Source organism: Microbacterium karelineae (genome assembly GCF_009745985.1).
Lineage (GTDB): Bacteria > Actinomycetota > Actinomycetes > Actinomycetales > Microbacteriaceae > Microbacterium > Microbacterium karelineae.
Genome location: NZ_WFIX01000171.1, coordinates 68,518 through 88,170 on the forward strand (window position 1 = coordinate 68,518; position 19,653 = coordinate 88,170).

General features: G+C 71.6%; 19 protein-coding genes. 5 read left to right on the plus strand and 14 right to left on the minus strand.

What is annotated here, in order from left to right; genetic code table 11:
- Positions 1 to 52 precede the first annotated feature (52 nt).
- Positions 53 to 274, plus strand: a complete 222-nt coding sequence (locus tag GB932_RS01745; RefSeq protein WP_156759003.1) for a hypothetical protein — start codon at positions 53 to 55, stop codon at positions 272 to 274.
- 105 nt (positions 275 to 379) lie between these two features.
- Here the strand turns inward: GB932_RS01745 and GB932_RS01750 are convergent, their stop codons facing one another.
- From GB932_RS01750 to GB932_RS01805, 12 genes are all read right to left on the minus strand, one after another.
- Entirely contained in the window at positions 380 to 1,699 is a 1,320-nt protein-coding gene (locus GB932_RS01750) for a PepSY-associated TM helix domain-containing protein (protein ID WP_156759244.1), read from the minus strand.
- Between the two features lie 59 nt (positions 1,700 to 1,758).
- On the minus strand, positions 1,759 to 2,979 hold the full coding sequence (locus GB932_RS01755) for a Dyp-type peroxidase (protein ID WP_156759004.1): 1,221 nt from the start codon (positions 2,977 to 2,979) through the stop codon (positions 1,759 to 1,761).
- Positions 2,976 to 3,503 carry a copper chaperone PCu(A)C gene (locus GB932_RS01760; RefSeq protein WP_156759005.1) on the minus strand — a complete coding sequence of 176 codons (528 nt, stop codon included), beginning with the start codon at positions 3,501 to 3,503 and terminating at the stop codon, positions 2,976 to 2,978. Before GB932_RS01760 ends, GB932_RS01755 begins: the two co-directional genes overlap by 4 nt.
- 13 nt (positions 3,504 to 3,516) lie before the next feature.
- Complete coding sequence (locus tag GB932_RS01765; protein ID WP_156759006.1) at positions 3,517 to 4,098, minus strand: copper resistance CopC family protein; 582 nt, start codon at positions 4,096 to 4,098, stop codon at positions 3,517 to 3,519.
- Between the two features lie 155 nt (positions 4,099 to 4,253).
- A complete protein-coding gene (locus tag GB932_RS01770) occupies positions 4,254 to 4,862 on the minus strand; it encodes a hypothetical protein (protein ID WP_156759007.1) in 609 nt (202 codons plus the stop codon).
- A gap of 146 nt (positions 4,863 to 5,008) precedes the next feature.
- On the minus strand, positions 5,009 to 7,609 hold the full coding sequence (locus GB932_RS01775) for a glycoside hydrolase family 78 protein (RefSeq protein WP_156759008.1): 2,601 nt from the start codon (positions 7,607 to 7,609) through the stop codon (positions 5,009 to 5,011).
- A 305-nt stretch (positions 7,610 to 7,914) separates the two neighbouring features.
- Positions 7,915 to 8,832, minus strand: coding sequence for an alpha/beta hydrolase (locus tag GB932_RS01780; protein WP_156759009.1), 918 nt, complete (start codon positions 8,830 to 8,832; stop codon positions 7,915 to 7,917).
- A gap of 1 nt (position 8,833) precedes the next feature.
- A complete protein-coding gene (locus GB932_RS01785; protein WP_156759010.1) occupies positions 8,834 to 10,060 on the minus strand; it encodes a family 1 glycosylhydrolase in 1,227 nt (408 codons plus the stop codon).
- A complete protein-coding gene (locus GB932_RS01790) occupies positions 10,057 to 10,881 on the minus strand; it encodes an ATP-binding cassette domain-containing protein (RefSeq protein WP_156759011.1) in 825 nt (274 codons plus the stop codon). The genes GB932_RS01785 and GB932_RS01790 overlap by 4 nt, the downstream gene beginning before the upstream one ends.
- Entirely contained in the window at positions 10,878 to 12,641 is a 1,764-nt protein-coding gene (locus GB932_RS01795; RefSeq protein ID WP_156759012.1) for a dipeptide/oligopeptide/nickel ABC transporter permease/ATP-binding protein, read from the minus strand. The genes GB932_RS01790 and GB932_RS01795 overlap by 4 nt, the downstream gene beginning before the upstream one ends.
- Positions 12,638 to 13,579: an ABC transporter permease gene (locus GB932_RS01800; protein ID WP_156759013.1), complete on the minus strand. Its 942-nt coding sequence runs from the start codon at positions 13,577 to 13,579 to the stop codon at positions 12,638 to 12,640. Before GB932_RS01800 ends, GB932_RS01795 begins: the two co-directional genes overlap by 4 nt.
- 53 nt (positions 13,580 to 13,632) lie before the next feature.
- Positions 13,633 to 15,171, minus strand: a complete 1,539-nt coding sequence (locus GB932_RS01805) for an ABC transporter substrate-binding protein (protein WP_156759014.1) — start codon at positions 15,169 to 15,171, stop codon at positions 13,633 to 13,635.
- A gap of 145 nt (positions 15,172 to 15,316) precedes the next feature.
- Between GB932_RS01805 and GB932_RS01810 the strand changes: the two genes are divergently transcribed.
- Positions 15,317 to 15,922, plus strand: coding sequence for a TetR/AcrR family transcriptional regulator (locus tag GB932_RS01810; RefSeq protein WP_197517248.1), 606 nt, complete (start codon positions 15,317 to 15,319; stop codon positions 15,920 to 15,922).
- A 117-nt stretch (positions 15,923 to 16,039) separates the two neighbouring features.
- Here the strand turns inward: GB932_RS01810 and GB932_RS01815 are convergent, their stop codons facing one another.
- The gene (locus GB932_RS01815; RefSeq protein WP_156759016.1) at positions 16,040 to 16,516 is read right to left on the minus strand and encodes a DUF2231 domain-containing protein; all 477 of its coding nucleotides are present in this window, start codon (positions 16,514 to 16,516) and stop codon (positions 16,040 to 16,042) included.
- Positions 16,517 to 16,643: 127 nt separating this feature from the next.
- Here GB932_RS01815 and GB932_RS01820 point away from each other — a divergent pair, with 127 nt between their 5' ends.
- From GB932_RS01820 to GB932_RS01830, 3 genes are all read left to right on the plus strand, one after another.
- Complete coding sequence (locus tag GB932_RS01820; RefSeq protein ID WP_156759017.1) at positions 16,644 to 17,150, plus strand: sigma-70 family RNA polymerase sigma factor; 507 nt, start codon at positions 16,644 to 16,646, stop codon at positions 17,148 to 17,150.
- Entirely contained in the window at positions 17,147 to 17,932 is a 786-nt protein-coding gene (locus GB932_RS01825; protein WP_156759018.1) for an anti-sigma factor family protein, read from the plus strand. The genes GB932_RS01820 and GB932_RS01825 overlap by 4 nt, the downstream gene beginning before the upstream one ends.
- Positions 17,933 to 17,997: 65 nt before the next feature.
- Positions 17,998 to 18,519 (plus strand): COG4315 family predicted lipoprotein, encoded by a 522-nt coding sequence (locus GB932_RS01830; protein WP_231915955.1) that lies wholly within the window; start codon positions 17,998 to 18,000, stop codon positions 18,517 to 18,519.
- 153 nt (positions 18,520 to 18,672) lie between these two features.
- Here the strand turns inward: GB932_RS01830 and GB932_RS01835 are convergent, their stop codons facing one another.
- Positions 18,673 to 19,593, minus strand: coding sequence for a putative endonuclease domain-containing protein (locus tag GB932_RS01835; RefSeq protein WP_156759019.1), 921 nt, complete (start codon positions 19,591 to 19,593; stop codon positions 18,673 to 18,675).
- Positions 19,594 to 19,653: the final 60 nt, after the last annotated feature.

Here is a 19,653-nt window from a genome sequence, read left to right on the forward strand (position 1 = left end):
CCGCACAATTCTGGCGTCGTTGTGCAGGGGATGGCGCTGGCAGGATGGCGGCATGGACCTCGAGGTCGGACCCGCCGTCCCCGACGACGCCGCGACCATCGCCGACGTGCACGTGCGCACGTGGCGGCACGCCTACCGCGGCCTCATGCCGCAGGAGTTCCTCGACGGGATCGACGTCGCGGCCCGCGCCGAGCGGTGGGAGCGGATCCTCGCCGGCGAGGAGGTCGGCGGCCGCGGCGCCGTCGTGCTGGAGGAGCTGCGCATGGTCCGCTGAGCTCCGCCCCCGGCAACACAATGCAGTCGATTCCGAGGCGAGTGGGGCTGAATCCGGTTCCCCGCCCGCATCCGGCCCGGATCGACTGCATTGTGTTGGGGGGGGTCATGCTCGCGTCCGCCGTCGCGCGACGAGCGCCAGGACGGTGTCGACGGCGAGGAAGCCGACGAGGGTCCAGCCGACGAGCGGCAGGAACAGACCGACCACCACCGCGACGATCGCCACGGCGGCGATGCCCCACCACGGTGCGGCGCGCACGGCGCCCCGAGCGGGCGGGCTGGCGAGCCCATGCGTGGGTCGCCTGCGCCACCACATCGCGTAGCCGAGCACGACCATCGCGGCGATCCCGGCCGCGAGCAGGAGCAGCGCGATCTGGTTCGCGAGGCCGAACATCGAGCCCATGTGGAGGTCGACGCCCCACCGCGCGAGCTTCGCCATGAGGGGGAAGTCGTCGAAGTCGACCCGGTCGACGACCCGCATCGTCCGCCCGTCGATCGCCACCTCATCGACCTCCGTGGGGAACGAGCGCTGGACCTCCTGCACGACCCACGCCTCGCCCTCCGCCGCGGGCGGCCGGATCTCCACGAGCCCTGTGTCCACGTTCTCGCGCTGCGCGATCGCGAGCACGCCGTCGAAGGTCCCGGGGTTCGCGGAGACGGATCCGTGAGCCGCACCGCCGTGATGCGCATGGGGATCCGCGCCATCGCCCGTCAGCGATGTGCTCGCACTCGGTGTCTGCCACGACAGCGCCGCGCGCAGATCCGAGACGTTCGCGCCGGCGCAGGTGGACCACGTGATCCCCGTCGCCGAGAGGAACAGCGCCCCGACGAGCACCCATATGCCGATCGACGCATGCCAGCCGAACAGGCGTCGGTATCCGCGGTGCTTCGGGTTCGGACGCACGAGGTCGCGCCTGCGGCGGGCCCGCACGAGGCGCACGATCCACAGCGCGCCGCCCGCGGCGGCGACGATCCCGAGCCAGCTCGCCGCGAGCTCGCTGTACAGGCGCCCCGGCTCGCCGAGGTGCAGGTGCCTGTGCAGCTGCGAGATCCACGTGCGCACGGGCAGCGCGCCGCTCGTGCCGTACACCGTCATGTCTCCCATGACGGCGCCGGATCCTGGATCCACGAAGATCGCTCGCGACTCGCTGGCGCCGAGACCCTCCTGCGCGAACATCACCCGGGTCGTGGCGCCCGGCTCCGGCGCCGGCCGCACGGCCGAGAGCGTCGCCCCGTCGCCGATCTCGCCCTCCGCGATCTCGATCTGCTCCGCGAGCGTCAGCTGCGTGTCGGACGCCGGCACCTCGAGCGCATCCGCGTAGACGGCGCGCTCGATCTGCGGCGCGATCGCGTATAGCCCGCCGCTGATGGCGGCGACGAGGATGAACGGCCCGACGAGGATCCCCGCGAAGAAGTGCAGCCGCATCAGCAGCGGCACGAGCCAGGGCCTCCTCGCCGACGGCGGCGCGGCTCCGACCGGCGCGCTCACGCGCCCGCCCCCGCCAGGATGGTCTCGCCGATGAACCCGCCCTCATCGCATCCCGGCGGGAGAGCGAATACGGCGGATCCTATCGGCGTCGTCCACTCGTTGAGGAGGTCGATCTCGTCGAGTCGTCGCTGGATGGGGGTGAACTGCCGCGCAACATCGGCCTGATAGGACGCGAAGAGCAGCCCCGCGTCGTCGTCTTCGTAGTTGTAGGCGCGCCGGAAGATCCGCTCGCTCCCGTCGCCGCGCGCGCGGCGCATGTGGGCGAAGGTGGGGATCACGGGGAATCCGATGGCCGAGGTCGCCCCGAAGTCGGGCTCGTCGAACTCGTCGGATCCCGTGAGCGGGGCGCCGTTCGACAGCGTGCGCCCGACGGACGCCTCGCGGCCCGGCCGGTCGAGCTCGTCCCACTTATCGAGGTTCATCCGGATCCGCCGCAGCACGAGACTCGTGCCGCCGGCCAGCCAGCCGTCATCGCTCCACACGACCCCATCGAAGTCATCCGTCCCCGGCACGGGATTGACCGTGCCGTCGACCTGACCGAACAGATTGCGCTGCGTGGATCCCGGCCGAACCGTACCGCGGGCGCGGCGGAATCCGCGCTGCGTCCAGCGGACGGTGGCGAACGAGCGCGCGTCCTTCAGCAGCATGCGCGACGCGTGCGCCAGGGTCATGGCGTCGTCGCTCGCGACCTGCAGCAGCAGGTCACCGTCCGAGAACTCGGGGCGCAGGCGATCGATCTCGAAGGCGGGCAGCGGGCCGAGCCAGTCGGGGGCGCGGCCTCCCGCCCGCTCGACGAGTCGCGGGCCGAAGCCGAAGGTGACCGTGAGGCGCGCGGGATGCTCCGCGAGCTCCGGCTCGGAGTCGGCGAGCGCCGCCTCGCCCTGTGTGAGGCGCGCGGCGTCGTCGGTGAGGATCCGCATGAGGCGCGCGAGCTCGTCCCGCCCGACTCCGTCCCGCAGATCGAGCGCGACGAATGCACCATGCGCCTGCGGCTCGGTGGCGATGCCCGCCTGGTGCGCGCCGTGGAACGCGACCGTCTGCGCTCTCGTCCCCTCGTCCCCCGCGGAGACGGGCGCGTCGTCGCGTGTGCGCAGTGCGGCGTCGATCCCGACCGCCGCGGCGGCGCCGATGCCGGCGACGGCTCCCCCGAGGAGGAACTGCCGACGGCTCGGACCACCCGCGGAGCGGCGACGGGCGCCGTCTTCGCGCGCCGTCATCCGTGATCCATCTCGGAGTGATCGTGTCCGTCGCCATACTCCTCGTTCGCGCCCGAGTAGTCCTTCACGGGTGCGTCGAATGAGTAGGTCGAGTCGTCGTCGAACGTGAGCGTGATCGACACCTCGTCCCCCGCCTCGAGCGGCCCCGTGAGGTCCATCAGCATGAGGTGGCTGCCGCCGGGCGCGAGTTCGAGGCCGGACCCCGCGGGGATGGCGAAGCCGCCGTCGATCTCCCGCATGAGCATCTCGCCCGTCTCGGATTCGACGGTCTCGTGCAACTCCATGCGGTCCGCGGCGTCCGTCGTGGCCGAGACGACCGTGGCGTCGGCGTCGCCGGAGTTGAAGAGCAGGCCGAACCCGGCGCTCATCCCCTCGTCGGCGGCCTTGATCCAGGCGTCCTCGATCCAGACGTCGTCGCCGGCGGGGGTCGCGGCCGGCGCCTCGGATCCGGCGCAGGCCGCGAGGCTGAGCCCGCCGAGGAGCAGAGCGGCGAGGGCGGTGGTGCGTGTGACTGTGGTGTTCATCGTGGTGTTCCTGTCAGGAGTCCTGCGGCGCGTCGGACGCGCCGCGCGACGCCGAGCGGCGCCGCAGAAGCTGGATGGTGACGAAGAGGCCGCCGGCGGCGACCGCCCCTCCGAGTGCGACGAGCACGATCCGCCCGTCGCCGGTGTCGGCCGACTGCTCGCCGCCTGCGGGCGCCGCCGTCTCGTCGGCCGGGCCGACATACGGATCCTCATCGCCGATCGTGAACGGGACCGTCCCCGTGATGGGGTGTCCGTCCTCCGAGACGACCTGCCAGCGGACCTGGTATCCGGCTTCCGGCATGTCGCCCGCGAGCGGTGCGGTGAGGGTGCCGCCGTCGATGCGGACCTCGCCCGTCGCCCAGTCGTGTCCGTCGTCGTCGACGACGAGCACGACAGCGGCGTTCTGTCCGTCGCCGAGGGTCAGCAGCTCCCCCGAGTAGATGAGGGTGATCTCGTCAGGTGCCTCCTCCAGGCGCTCCCCGCTGGAGGGGCTGCTGTCGAGGAGGCGGTCGTGAGCGGACGCGGGCGCGGCCATCGCGAGGATGGCGGCGAGCACCGCGACGACGCCCACGACGGATCGGATGATCCATCGCATGGGTGTGTCCTTGCCCTTCTCATGGCGCGCAGGGCGCGCCTCGTCTGATCGCGCGCGCGGCAGAGCCGCGGTCGCACGCGTCGTGCACCGCGCGCGGCCAGGAGTGCCCGGCGCGGCGTCATCGCGCACGGCGGGATGGCCGTGCGCGGCGGGGATCAGATCGAGAGAGCGGGAGGTCCGCGTCGCCGGACGGCGGCGAGGATCACCTGGTCCGGGCGGGTGTCGCGGACGAGCGGCAGCGCGGGCAGGCAGAGCCGGTCGACCTCGACGGGCGGGGTCACGAGGGCGCGCACGCGGCGCGCGAGGACCCGGACGATGTCGCGCATCAGCGCGAGGCCGCGCCGCACCTCGCGCTCGCCGCGATGCAGGATCGCGACCGTGACGAGGGCGGCGATCGCGTGGCTCACCCACATCGTCGCGTCGGCCGCGACGGCCGTGTCGGCAGACGCCGTGACGGCCGGCAGAACGATCGCGCCGTGCTGATGGCCCGTCGCCGCGGCGCCCGCCGTGTCGACGGTTCCGAGGACGAAGAGCACATGGAACAGCATCTGGCTGATCGCGACCGAGATCGCCAGGCGCCAGATCGACAGGGTGCGGCCCGCGAGCAGCGTGCAGGCCGCGAGCGAGAGGATCGCCGGGACGAGGATCCCGAGCACGCCGGGGACGGCCCCGCCGCCGGCGACGTGCGAGAGCAGTGCGACGAACGTCGCGACGGACGACGCCACGACACCACGCATGACGTGAACGCGGCGAGACCTCTGCACGTGCGTATTCTCGCACGGCCGCCGATGCGCCCCTGCCCTGCCCTGCCCCAACACAATGCAGTCGATCCGGGCCGGATCCGGCCGAAACGGGACCAGATCCGCCGGATCCCTCCGAATCGACTGCGTCGTGTTGGGGCGGAGGCTGCTCAGGCGTCGAACATCGCGAGCGGGCGGACTGGCTCGTCCGCCGCGAAGCGGCAGGCGAAGCGGTGCGTGCCTGAGGCGACCTCGACCGGAGCCGAATCGTCGGGCAGCAGGACCTCGGCGGTCGTCGACGGCGGTACGGTCACCTCGAGCGCGAAGTCCTCGCCGTCGAGCGTCCAGCTGACGGCTGCGCGACCGTATGGCGTCTCATGCGACGCGCGCGCCCACTCGAGGTGCGGTGACGGCAGCGGAGCGACCCGCAGGCGCCGGTAGCCCGGCTCGGCGGGCGCGAGCCCCGCGACGCGGCGATGCAGGAAGTCGGCGACGGCGCCCAGAGCATAGTGGTTGAACGAGGTCATCTCGCCGGGGTTGATGGATCCGTCGGGCAGCATCGAGTTCCACCGCTCCCACACCGTCGTCGCGCCCATCGTCACGGCGTACAGCCACGACGGGCACTCCTTCTGCATGAGCAGCTCCCACGCCGTCGCGCCGCTTCCGGTGTCGGCGAGCGCGTCGGCGACGTGCGGCGTGCCGAGGAAGCCGGATCCGATGCGGTAGTCGTCCGCGACGACCTGCCGCGCGAGGAGGTCGCCGGCGTGCGCGCGCTGCGCGTCGTCCAGGAGCCCGAAGCGGATCGCGAGCGCGTACGCCGTCTGCGACGGGAACGCCGCGCGTCCCGTCGGCGTGACGTACTCCTCGCGGAAGCGTCGCGCAGCCCTCTCGAGGAGCGTCGCGTACCTCTCCTGCGCATCCGTCTCGCCCAGGACCGCGGCGGTGTCGCGCATGATCCGGGCCGTCTGCGCGAGGTAGGCGACCGCGACGGGCTGCCAGGGCAGGCGCGCCGCCCAGGGCTGATCGTCCGGCGCCGCGGAGTCGAGCCAGTCGCCGAGCGCGAAACCTCCCTCGAACGCGAGATCCTCCCCGCCGCGCGCCGCGAAGCGGTCGGTCCAGGCGGTCATCGACGCCCACTGTCGGCTCAGGATCCCCGCATCACCCGTGCGCTCGTAGAGCGTCCACGGCACGATCGTCGCGGCATCGCCCCATCCCGCCTCGGCGCCGAGCGGCGGCAGCACATCCGAGGCGCGGAAGTCGGGAACGAAGAGCGGCACGGTGCCGTCGTCCCGCTGGTCGGCCTCGAGGTCGCGCAGCCAGCCGCCGAGCATCCCGGAGGTGTCGTAGAGGAACGAGGCGGTCGGGGCGAACACCGCGAGATCGCCCGTCCAGCCGAGCCGCTCGTCGCGCTGCGGGCAGTCGGTCGGCACGTCGAGGAAGTTGCCGCGCATCCCCCACACGACGTTCTCGTGCAGGCGCGAGAGGAGCGGATCCGACGCCTCGAAGGCGCCGAGGCGCCGCATGTCCGTGTGGGTGACGACGGCCTCGAAGGCCGACGGCCCGACCTCGCCGGGCCATCCGTCGACCTCGACGTAGCGGAATCCGTGGAAGGTGAACTGCGGCTCGTATGCGAAGGCCTCGCCGGCCGAGACGAGCTCGTCGGTCGCGCGGGCGGCGCGCAGGGGGCGCGTGCCGAGCTCGCCGTTCTCGAGCACCTCGGCGTGGCGCAGGGTGACGACGGATCCCGGATCCATCGCCGGCACGCTCACCCGCACGCGGCCCACGAGGTTCTGCCCGAAGTCGAGCACCGCGCGGCCCGACGGGGTGCGGATCACCTCGGCCACCGCGAGGGTCTCGGTGCGGCGCACGGGCGGCCCGTCGGGGTGCACGAGAGTGCGCGCATCGAACGGCACCGCCGTCGCGGCGCTCCAGTCCGAGTCGTCGAAGCCCGGCTCGTCCCAGCCTGCGATCGCGCGGCGGGCGTCGTAGGTCTCGCCCATATAGAGATCGGCGCGGGTGACGGGCCCGAGCGTCGACCGCCAGGATCCGTCCGTTCCGCGGACGACGACGGTGCCGTCGTCGAGGGTCGCCTCGAGCTGCACCAGCGCGGCTGTGGCGTCGCCGTAGATCGCGCGCTTGCCGCCGAAGCCGAGGTAGCCGCGGAACCAGCCGTCGGCGAGGTGCACCCCGATGGCGTTGGCGCCCGACCTCACCTGCGAGGTGACGTCCCAGGTGCGGAACCGCAGGCGCTTCTCATACGTCGTCCACCCCGGGTGCAGCACGTCGTCGCCGACGGCGGATCCGTTGAGCGTGAGGGTCATCACGCCGTGCGCCGTCGCGCGGATCCGCGCCGAGACGACGCCGTCCGGCAGGTCGACCTCGCCGCGCAGGAGCGCGGCGGGCTCGCCGCCCTCGCCGACCTCGGGCAGGATCGGCGCGACGAGCGACGCCTCCCACAGCGCCGGATCCAGCAGCCCCGCCTCGATCGCGAGGGGCGTGCTCCAGTCGCTCGCGGATCCGTCCTCTCCCCACACCCGCACGCGCACCTCGCGGCGTTCGCGGCTCGCGAGGGGCGCGAACGGCCAGTCGACGAGCACCTGCTCGGCCGAGTCGACGCGGCCCGTCGTCTCCTCGCCCGAGGCCAGCTCGTACGCCGCCTGCCGCCAGCCGGGGATGTCGGTGCCGGTCACCCAGGACAGGCGCGGCGCTGCCTCGCCGATGCCGAGCGGCTCGGTGTGGTGCTCGGCGGACAGGCGGGTGATGGCGATCATCGGTGATCCTCTCGGAGGGGTCGGATGCACAACGACGCCAATATTGAGTTGGCCGGGTGCCGGAGCCCCGTGTTTCCGCGGACGGCAGCAGAGCACACCACAGAATTGGCGTCGTTGTGCAGATGGAGGTTCGGTGCCGGGTGGCCCGGAAGCAGGCGGCCGCTTGCGCCGGCATCGGGCGGGCGACCGCTGCATCGGATGCACAACGACGCCAAATCTGGATCTGGCCTGGGGAGAAACCCCGGTTCTCCGCGGGCCGCGGCAGGCCGGGCCGCAGAATTGGCGTCGTTGTGCATCAAGGAAGGTCAGCGCTCCCAGTGGGAGAGCGCGGGGACGTCGAGGGCGAAGCGGGCCTCGAGCCACGACGCGGCCTGGCGGAGCCAGTCGGCGGGGCGCGGTTCGAGGTCGCCGTGGGAGCCGGCCGTCGCCTGCGTCGCGAGCGACAGCCCATGTCGGCCCTGCTCGTAGACGTGCAGCTCGTAGGGCACGCCGAGGTCGGCGAGGCGCGCGGCGAGCCTCATGCTGTGCCGCGCGGGGACGAGGGTGTCGCCCGCGGTGCTCCACAGGAACGACGGCGGCGTGCTCTCGTCGGCGATCAGCGCGGGGCTCGCCGCGATGAGGGCCTCCTGCGACGGCGCGCTCGTGCCGAGGTAGGCCGTGGCGATCGCCAGGCGCATCGTGCGCTCCCTGTCCGCCATCTCACCGGCGCGCTCGACGACGTCGACGTAGTCGGTCACCGCATAGGCCGCGATGAGCGCCGCGGGCCGCAGGCCCTCGCCGACCGCGTCCGTGATGACCGGCTTGTCCCAGTTCGTCGCGTACATCGCCGCATTGTGGCCGCCCGCCGAGAAGCCGCACACGGCGACCCTGTCGACGTCGACCCGCCACTCCCCCGCACGCTCGCGGATCTCGCGCATCGCGAGCCCCACGTCGACGAGGGGGCGCGGGTACTGGGAGCGCTCGCGCGGCTCGATCGGCTTCGACCAGTCGGACTCGCCGTACACCGAGTACCGCAGCACGAACGCGTGGTAGCCGAGCGAGGCGAACGCCATCGCGATGGGCTCGCCCTCGCGGTCGGAGCAGCTGAGGTACCCGCCGCCCGGCAGGATCAGCACGGCGGGGCGCGCGGCCCCGTCGAGCAGCTCGGCCGAGTCGTCGAGCACGTAGGTGGTCAGTGTGACGTCTTCGCGCCGGCCGCGCAGGGGGATCCGTTCGATCTTCATGTCACGAACGGTATCGTTTCACGGCGTCGGCATACACGCCCGCGCTCGGCTTCGGCGAGCGCGCGAACGTCTCGCGGTCGACCTCGACGAGGCCGAGCTTCGCGCGATATCCGAAGATCCACTCGAAGTTGTCCATGAGAGTCCAGTGGCAGTAGCCGAGGATCGGCGTGCCCCGCTCGGCCTCGAGCGCCAGCTCCGCGAGCGCCGCGGGGATGAAGTCGGCGCGCACGGCGTCGTCGTCGGTCTGGATCCCGTGCTCGCTCACGAGCACCGGCACTCCCGAGACCTCGTGCGCGTAGCGCGCGGCGCCCGCGACCGATGCGGGCGCGATGACGGTGCCCATGCCGTTGCGCGGCCCGTCGGGGAACACCTCGCCGTCCGGCCCGTGCCAGACCCGCTCGTAGTTCTGCACGCCGATGAAGTCGTCGCTGCGCGCCTCGCGCAGCCAGAAGTCGTACACCTGCTCGCGCTTCGCGTCGCGCCGCTCCTCGCCGCCCGCGAGCGCGACCTCGTCGCCGATCGCGATCGAGACCCCGACCGGCAGGTCGGCGCGGCGGGCCTTGATGGCCGCCTTGCCCGCGCGGTGGGCGCGCAGGAACCCGTCGCGCAGCTCGATCTGATCGGTCGCCGGGATGATGTTGGCCGCGTAGTACCGCTCGGATCCGGCGTCGCGCGCGGCCGCGGCGAGCATCTCGCGCTTGGCCTGCTCGATCTCGGGCGGCATGTGGCCGATCGACTGCAGGACCTGCTCGAGGTTCGGCTCGTTGAGCGTGATGCCCGCGCCGATGCGGTCGCCGATGCGCGCCATGACGCGGTCGCAGTGGTCGGCGAACAGCTCGGGCGCGTCGGCGCCGATCCAGGATCCCGACGCCGCGAACCAGTGCGGAGCCGCGAAGTGGCAGAACGTGATGAGCGGCGCGATGCCCCGCTCGAGCGCCCCGTCGACGACCTGCTCGTAGTGGTCGAGCGCCGCGGTGTCGACGGATCCGCGGGACGGCTCGATCCGCGCCCACTCGACGCTGAAGCGGTAGGCGTTCAGCCCCATGTCGCGGATGATGTCGAGGTCGGTCTCCCACAGGTCGTATGCGCGGCACGCGGGTCCGCTCGGCTCGCGGAAGATCGTCGGCTCGGTGTGCTCGAGCGTCCAGATGTCGCTGTGGATGTTGTCGCCCTCGTTCTGGTGACCGGCGCTGGCCACGCCCCAGTAGAAGTCGGTCGGGAAGCTCATTTCTCTCCTTGAAGTGCCCTGCGCTCGGCTCGGCGCTTCTCCTGTGCCACGGGGTCGGGCACGGGAGACGACAGCAGCAGTCGCTGCGTGTAGGGGTGGTCGGGGTGGGACGTCACGGCGTCGCCGTCGCCGAATTCGACGATCTCACCGCGGCGCATGACGGCGACGCGGTGCGCCATCTCGCGCACCACGGCGAGGTCGTGCGAGACGAAGAGGTAGGCGACGCCGGTGCGCTCCTGGATCTCGAGGAACAGCTCGAGCACGCGCGCCTGCGTCGACAGGTCGAGCGCCGAGACGGGCTCGTCGGCGACGATGAGCTTCGGATCCAGCGCGAGGGCGCGCGCGATCGCGACGCGCTGCCGCTGCCCGCCGGAGAAGTCGCGCGGCCGCCGCGTGATCGCGTCGCCCGGCAGCTGCACGACGTCGAGCAGCTCGCGCACGCGCGTCGTCGCCTCGGCCTTCGGCGTCCTCCGCGCGATGAGGGGCTCCGTGAGGATGTCGCCGATCGTCATGGTCGGATCCAGAGACGAGTACGGATCCTGGAAGACGACCTGCAGGTCGCGCGTCAGCTCGCGGCGCCGCGCGGGCGTCGGGTGGCTGATGTCCTCGCCCGCGTAGGTGATGGTTCCGGAGGTGACGGGCGCGAGCCCGAGGATCGCGCGGCCGATCGTCGACTTGCCGGATCCGGATTCGCCGACGAGGCCGACGGTCTCGCCCGCGCGGATGTCGAGCGAGACGCCGTTCACGGCGCGGAAGGGCTTCGCGCGGAATCCGCGCCCGGGGTATTCGACGACGAGGTCGTCGACGGTGAGGAGGCTCATGCGCCGCTCCCTTCTGTGAGCGGCTCGCGCGGCTCGCCGCGCGGCACCGATCGGAACAGGCTCTTCGTGTACTCGTGCCGCGGATCCGCGAAGACGCTGCGGCAGGGGCCGGTCTCGACGATCGCGCCGTGCTGCATGACGGAGACGTGGTCGCAGACATCCGCGACGACGCCGAAGCTGTGCGTGACGATGAGGACCGACATGCCGATCTCCTCGCGCAGTTCGCGCAGCAGGTCGAGCACCTCGGCCTGCACCGTCACGTCGAGCGCCGTCGTCGGCTCGTCGGCGATCAGCAGATCGGGCTCCGTGGCGACGGCGGCCGCGATGAGCACGCGCTGCGCCATGCCGCCCGAGAGCTGGTGCGGGTAGGCGCGGAAGGTGCGCTCGGGATCCGGGATCCCCACCGTCGCGAGCAGGTCGAGCGCCTTCCGCTTCGCGGCGGCCTTCGACATGCCGTGCACGACGCGCAGCGGATCCGTGAACTGGTCGCCGACGGTGAAGGCGGGATCCAGGTTCGACATCGGCTCCTGCGGCACGTACGCGATGCGGGATCCGCGGAGCCGGTTCATGTCGCGGCGCGAGAGCGTCGCGAAGTCCTGGCCGTCGAAGCGGATGGTTCCGTTCACGACGCGTCCGCCCGTCGCGAGCAGGCCGAGCGTCGCGAAGGCCGTCTGCGACTTCCCGGATCCGGATTCGCCGATGAGGCCATGCACCTGTCCGCGACGCACCGTGAGGTTCGCGTCGTGGACGACCGTCGTCCAGCCATCGTCGCCCGGGTAGGCGACCGCGAGGCCGTCGATCTCGAGGAGCGGCTCCGCGGATCCGTCGTCGTCGTGCGCGATCGCGGCCACGGGAGCCCTGTCGGCCCGCCACGGCTCGCGGGCGCCCTTCGCCGCACGGTGGGATCCCTCGAGCTCGTCGCGCAGCGCGGTGCCGAGCAGCACGAGCGCGATCATCGTGAGACCGAGCGCGAGCGACGGCCACAGCACGAGGAGGGGCGCGCGCGTCAGCTGGTAGAAGCCCTCGCTGAGCATCTGGCCCCACGTCGGGGTGTCGGGCGATCCGAGGCCGAGGAAGTCGAGGGCCGCCATCATGCCGATGCCGCCCGCGATGATCCCGGAGGTGAGGAGGATGATCGGCGCGCGCACCGCCGTGAGCACGTGGCGGCCGATGATGGCGGGCGTCGTGAGGCCGCTCGTGCGGGCGGCGTCGATGAACAGCTCGTTCCGCACGGCGCGCACCGAGTTGTAGACGACGCGGAAGTAGGTGGGCGAGATGATCGCGCCGAAGAGCGCCATCGTCAGCCACATCGAGGGGCCGAAGGCGGCGCGGGCCGCCAGCAGGACGACCATCCCGGGAAGCGACATCGTGAGCGAGGTCAGCCAGGAGGCGGCAGTGTCGGTCCAGCCGCCGAAGTAGCCGGCGATGAGCCCGCCCGTCACGCCGACGACGGCCGCGACGATCGCGACGAGCAGGCCGCCCGCGAGCGAGTAGGTCGTGCCGATGACGAGCCGCGACAGCACATCGCGGCCCGCGCTGTCGGTTCCGAGCAGGTGCCCGTCGCCGGGGCCGCCGAACACGTTGCGCACATCCGTCGCGGTGGGATCCATGGGGGCGAGCCACGGCGCGGCGATCGCGACGAGCACCACGAGTGCGAGGAACACGATCGACGGGGCGCCGAGCGGGTGGCGCACGAGGCGCGCGAAGACGTGATCGCGCGCGCCGCTGCGGGCGATCGTGGTGACGAGGGTCGTGGTCATGACAGCCTCACCTTCGGGTTGATGACGCCCTGCAGCAGGTCGACGATGAGGTTGACGGCGATGACCATCGCGCCCATGACGAGCACGATGCCCATCACGAGCGGCACATCGCCCTGGGTCGTGCTCGTGAGCGTGATGGGGCCGAGGCCGGGGATCGAGAAGATCTGCTCGACGACGACGGCCGCCGAGAGGATGATGACGAACTGCAGGCCGAGCACGCTGAGGGCGGGGCCGCCCGCGTTGCGCAGCACGTAGCGGTAGACGACGCGCCTCTCGGGGAGGCCGCGGCTGCGGAGCGTGCGCACGTGATCGCGGCCGAGGACGTCGAGGACGGATCCGCGCACCTGCTGCGCGACGCCGCCGAGGGATCCGATGGCGAGGGCGAGGATCGGCAGCGTCACCGACTGCAGCCATCCCGCCGGCGAGGCGCCGAACGGCGTGTATCCCGTCGCGGGGAACCAGTCGAGCCGCACCGCGAACAGCAGCACGAGCGCGACGGCGATGAGGAAGCCGGGGATCGCCTGTCCGATGACGGCGAGGATCTGCACGATGCGGTCGAGGGCGCCGCGCTTCGTGGCCGCGACGACACCGAGGACGACGCCGAAGATGCCCGTCAGCAGGACGGATCCGATCGCGAGCGTCACGGTGACGCTCGTGCGCCCGAACACCGTCGCGCCGACAGGCTGGCCCGTGAACCATGAGCGCCCCATGTCGCCCGTGACGAGCGCCGCCGCCCACGCGCCGAACTGCTCGAGCAGGGGGCGGTCGAGCCCGAAGCGCTCTTCGATGATCGCGACCTGTTCGGGGCCGGCGGTCTGACCGGCGATCTGCTGCGCGATGTCGGCGGTTCCCAGCCGGAGCAGGAAGTACGCGGCGACGGCGAGCACGACCAGCAGCACCGCGCCGGACGCGATCCGCTTGATGAGGAAGCTCAGCATGTCTCAGCCTTCGTCGGAGGTGGCGGGGAGCGCGCTCCCCGCCACTCGGTGGATCACTCGGGGACGATGTCCCACAGGTTCGGGATCGCCTGGCCGGTCTTCTGCGTGACCGTCGTGCCGGGCGCCGTGACGACGATGCCGTCGACCCGGTAGATGGGCGCGAACCAGGCCTGCTCCACGAGGTACTCGTTCATCTCCTTCGCCGCCGCATCGGCGTCGTCGCCGTCGTGGCGCATGCGCTCGGCGAGCTCCTCGATCGTCGGGTCGACGACATGCTGCACGTTCCACGCCGCGCCGGGCGCGACGGCCTGCTGATAGGTCTGCCAGGCGAGCGGCTCCTGGTTGAGGCCGAACTGGAAGGCGCCCCACTTGCCGCCGAGGAGGTCGCCGATGAAGGTGGATCCGACCTCGTCCGCGACGAGGGTGATGTTCGACTCGGCGAGCATTCCCGAGACGAGCTCGTAGTCCGACGCGGGGGTGAAGCTCGTCTTGGGCTGCACGATCTCGACCCCGTCGGGGTATCCGGCCTCGGCGAGCAGCTCCTTGGCCCTCTCGGGGTCGTATGGATAGCGATCCTCGAGAGCCTCGTCATAGGCCTCGGTCTCGATGCCGAAGATCTGCGTCGTCGGCTCGCCGTGCCCGCTCTCGATCGCCTCGAGGAGCGCCTCGCGGTCGAGCGCGTAGTTGATCGCCTGGCGCACCTTCACCTCGGCGAGCGCCTCGTTCACCGTGCCCTCGCGGTCGGACAGGATGAAGCCCTTCCAGTTCAGCGGGGCATGATGCACCGTGTAGCCCGCGCCCTCGGCGTCGGGGATCTGCGATGCGCTGTTGAGGTTGACGTAGTCGATCTGGCTGTCGCGGATCGCGTTCTGCGTCGCCGTGGCGTCGGCGTAGATGTTGAGGGTGATCGTGTCGTAGACCTGGGTGGACGGGTCCCAGTAGTCCTCGCGGGCCGTGAACTCGTACCGGGATCCGGGGATCGACGCGTCGAGGTCGAGGACATACGGGCCGGATCCGACGGGCGTCGTCTCCGGATCCGTCATCGCGGGCGAGCCGACGAGCCCGGCGCTGTAGCTGAGGTAGGTCTCGAGCGCCGGCTCGGGCTGGGACAGCACGATCGCGATCGTGTCGTCGTCGAGGACGTCGACGGTCTCGACATCGGCGAGCTGGTTCGCGTTCGCGGCCGCGCCGTCACGGTACGCGAGGAGGGCGCCGGCGGCGACTTCGGCGGTGAGCTCCTCGCCGTCGGAGAAGGTGACGCCGCCGCGCAGGTCGAGCGTCAGTGTCGTGCGACTGTCGTCGTACTCCCACGACTCGGCGAGGCCCGGCTCGACCGTTCCGTCAGCGCTCGTGCGCAGCAGAGTGTCGTAGACCGCCTGGTACTGCAGGACCTCGCCCGGGCCCCAGCCCGCCTCCGCGGGATCCCAGGTCGAGACGTCCGCGACGGCGCCGAGGCGCAGGCGACCGCCGCCGTCGGACGATCCGTCACCGGTCGATCCATTCGAGCCGCCATCCGCCGTCCCGCCGGAGCAGGCCGTCAGGGCGAGCGCCGCGGCTGCCGCCACGGCCGTTGCTGTGATCCGTCGTCGCATCGTCGCATTCCTCTTTCACCGTCGAAGGGGAGCCTCGGTGATCCGCGGCTGAGGCGACCGTAGCACCAAAATGTATAGGTATCAACATTTTCAATTTCTGCACTTGGCGACATTTTCGTCACGGCGCCTGGTACCGTCGGCTGACATGAGCAGCTCAGAGGTCGAGTACCGGCGCGGCGAGTACCGGAAATCCGCCGCGCGGCGCGAGCAGATCGTCGAGGCGGCGTTCGCCGTGTTCTCCGAGCTCGGCTACACCGCCGGCTCGGTCAGCGAGATCGCGCGCCGGGTGGGGATGACGCAGACCGGCGTGCTCCATCACTTCAAGGGCGGGAAGACGGCTCTCCTGCAGGCCGTGCTCGACCGACGCGACGAGCAGGCGCAGGCGATCCTCGCCGACAAGCGGGGCATCGAGCTCCTCCGCTCGCTGCCCCGGATCACCGAATCCCAGCTCGACAAGCGGGGGATGATCCAGGCCTACCGGATGCTGTCGACAGAGGCCGTCAACCCCGATCACCCGGCGCACGCGCACTTCCGCGAGCGACAGCAGATGGTCGCGCGCGGCATCGAGCAGGCGTTCCGCGAAGCGGTCGAGGACGGCGACGCCGCCGCCGATCTCGACCCCCGCGCCGCCGCGCTCTCGGCCCTCGCAATGACAGAAGGCCTCGAGGTGATGTGGCTCAACGGGTTCGACGTCGACATGGTCGAAGGCTCCCGCCGCCACATCCAGCAGTTCCTGACCACTGAGCTCTGAGGGCTCGCCACCGGCGCCAGCCCATCACAACGCAGTCGATTCGGCGGCGGAGGGACAGAATCGAGCCGAAACCGGCGCCGCCGGCTCAGAATGACTGCATCGTGTGGGAGGAGCCGCTCACCCCCAGACGGAGCGGGCGCCGGCTTCGCCGATGAGGATCACCAGGGTCGTGCCGCCGACCGCGACCACGATGGCGGCCGCGGCGAGCGCGAGCGTGACCGCTCGGTGCGACGCCCGGCGCCGCTCACCCTCCGGTTCGGGACGCCATCGGAACCAGGCCCACTGCAGCGCCGCGACGACGGCGAGCGCGATCACCCAGGGCGGCAGCATCTGCGCGAGCCGCTCGTGCGCGAGCACCGACGGCACGGGGCCGACATCCGCCATCAGCGCCTCGCCCGACAGGATGGTGATCGGCGTCAGGACGAGGACGACGAGCGCGAGCCCCGGCGTGACGATCCCGAGCCGCCGCCGCGCCGCCGGCCAGAGCGTGCCCACGACGAGAGCGAGCGCCGCGAGCGGCAGCAGCACGACGACGGCGTGGACGATGAGGGGATGCAGCGGCAACCCCATGACCGTGAGCTCTTCGAGGTCCATACTCGTGACACGGGGCGACGCGCCGCGCGGTTCAGATGAACCTCGAGGCGCCGGGTCTCGTGTCACGCGGGAGGGGATCCGCCTCGGTGAGCGCGCCGGGCGGCCGGACGACGCAGGGAGGTGCCGGATGCCGAGCGACGACGCGGAGCGCCTCGGCGCCCTCTACGACGCCCACGCGGGGCCGATCAGACGCTATGTCGTGCACCTCACGGGCGACGCCGCGGGCGCCGACGACATCGTGCAGGAGACCCTGCTGCGGGCGTGGCGCACGCCGCGGATCCTCGCCGACGATCCCGACTCCGTGCGGTCATGGATGTACACGGTCGCGCGGCACCTCGTCGTCGACGAGGCCCGCAGCGCCCACGCGCGACACGAGAACGCCGTCGCGGATCCGCCCGACACCGCCGTGCGCGACGCGACCGACGCCGTGTTCGACGCGATGCTGATCGAGGAGGCGCTCCGCTCGCTGAGCGACGCGCACCGCGGGGTCGTGATCCGCGCCTACTACGGCGGCCGCACCGTCGCGGAGATCTCTGCCGAGCTCGACGTGCCGGCCGGCACCGTCAAGTCCCGGCTGCACTACGGACTGCGCGCCCTCCGCCTCGCGCTGCAGGAGAAGGGAGTGACGCGATGAGTCACGATCAGCTCGCCGACTGGGACGCCGCATACGTCCTCGGGTCCCTCAGTCCCGCCGACCGCGCGCGCTTCGAGGAGCACCTCGATGAGTGCGCCGCCTGCCGCGCATCGGTCGCCGACCTCGCCCCGGTCCCCGGCCTGCTCTCGCGCGTACCCCGCGAGCGCGCCGAGGCGCTGCTGGCCGGGGACGCAGATGACGTTCCCGCGGATCGTTCGTACCCGAACGCGGAACCGGCGGGCGATCATGCCTCACGGCCGAGCCACGCGGGCGGACCCGAGGCGCCAGGCGAGCGCTCCGCCGACGCCCGCGCGCGGATCGTCGATCTCGCGAACGAGCGCGTGCGGCGGCGCCGCCGGCTCGTCTGGGCGGTCTCGAGCGCGGCCGCCGTCATCGGCATCGCGGCGGTGATCGCGATCCCCCTTCTGACCTCCGAGGATCCGCCGGGCGACGTGCTCGCGCTCGAGACGGTCGTCGATGTGCCGATCTCGGCGTCGGTGGACGTCACCGGCGTCCCGTGGGGCACGCGCATCGACATGACGTGCACCTACGATCAGGTCGCCGATGCACCGACCGACGGCTGGGGGTATGCACTCGTCGTCGTCGCGACAGACGGATCCGAGAGCGAGCTGTCGACATGGCGCGCGTACGCCGGATCCACCGCCGAGCTCAGCGCGGGGACCGAGCTCGCGGCCGACGAGATCGCATCGATCGAGGTGCGCTCGACCGCGAGCGGCGCCGTCCTGCTGCGCGGGGATCCGGCGGATCTCGGCACGGGATGAACCCGGCAGTGCCCGGCCTCGTGTCCCCGGTGACCGGGATCCGGTCTCGAACGAGGAGGCACATCATGATGTCCATCGCACGAACCGCCGCCGCAGGCGCCGCGATCGCGCTGGCGCTCGGCCTCGCCGGCTGCGGCGACGCATCGGGAACGTCGGGCACCCCCGGCGGGGGCTATGGGGCGCCCGCGGAGGAGGAGCCCATGGAAGAGCCCATGGAGGATCCGCAGGCGACGTCCCTCGCGACGGCCGAGACCGACCTCGGCGAGATCGTCGTCGACGGCGAGGGCCTGACGGTGTACATGTTCGACCAGGACGTGCAGGGCTCGGGTGAGAGCACGTGCGAGGGCGACTGCCTCGACAACTGGCCGCCCGTCACGACCGACGCGGACGCGACCGATGTCGACGTCGCGGGGGTCACGGGTGAGGTCGGCACGATCACCGGCACCGACGGATCCACCCAGCTCACCCTCGACGGCTGGCCCCTGTACTACTTCGCCGGCGACGCCGCGCCCGGCGACGTGACCGGCCAGGCCGTGGGCGAGATCTGGTGGGTCATGGCGCCCGACGGGTCCGTCATCCGGGACTGACCCGGGACCACCGAAACACAACGCAGTCGATCCGGGGCGAAGAAGGCTCTGTGCACCACATTGCGCGGTTTCTGCCGCGGATCGACTGCGTTGTGTTCCGGGTCCTCCTGCGGAGTCCACGCGCTGCGGTCCGACGGGCCGAACACGACGCAGTCAATTCATCACGCGTATGGCGGATCGGCCTCGATCCCGCCGTCTGCGGCGAGAAATGACTGCGTCGTGCTGGCGAGGCCCTCGATCGAGGAGCCCAGCCACCGCGCGGAGCAGGAGACCGGGCTCCCAGACGAGATGGTTCGCGGTCGGGCGGAGCGTCGTATACCCCTGCTCTGCCGCTGCGAGGTCACGACGCCGATCGCGCTCCTGCAGATCCCACCCGCCGTGGAAGGCGCGGCTGTCGCATTCGACGATGATCCATCCGTCGACGACGAGATCCACCCGCCCCACACCCGCGATCCGCACCTGCAGTTCGACGCTGACGCCGAATGTGCGGCAGATCAGGCGGGCGAAGGTCTCGGGGCCCGCCTCGGCCCTCCCGTCGATGGCCCTCCGGATCGCGTGACGGTTCAGCGGGATCAGCTCGAACAAGGCGTCGATCTGGTGCTCCGCGATGACACCCTTGTTCAGCGCGGAATCGAGGGTCGCGATCGCCGGGCGAACCTCCTGGCAGAGGACGGCCTGGGCGACGGCGTGCACCGGGTCCGCGATCAGCGAGTCGGCGTCCGACGGATCGTCGCGCCAATGGACCACGACGCGGTGCGCGGTCCCATCGAGCCGGGCGCCGCGCGATCTCGGCGACCTCAGTCGGGATCGATGGCGCGGGATCTGCACGTGAAGGGAGTTCTCGTCGGCGAGCACGTAGACGCCGAGTTCGCGCATCATCGACACGCAGTCGGCCCGGCCACCGACACGTGCCGACTGCAGGACCCGGTCGGAGCAGTCGCCGCGCACGTAGACATCGCGCCGCGCGTGGAACAGGTGCCCGGCACCGACGCTCACACGGATGGACTCACGTGTCATCCCGTCGGCACGCAGGTCCTGATACGACATGCTGCGGGGGATCTCGAAATCGGTCATACCCGGAAAGGGTGCTCGAATTCAGCGATCCGGGTGGGCGTGGAACCCCCGATTGTGGAG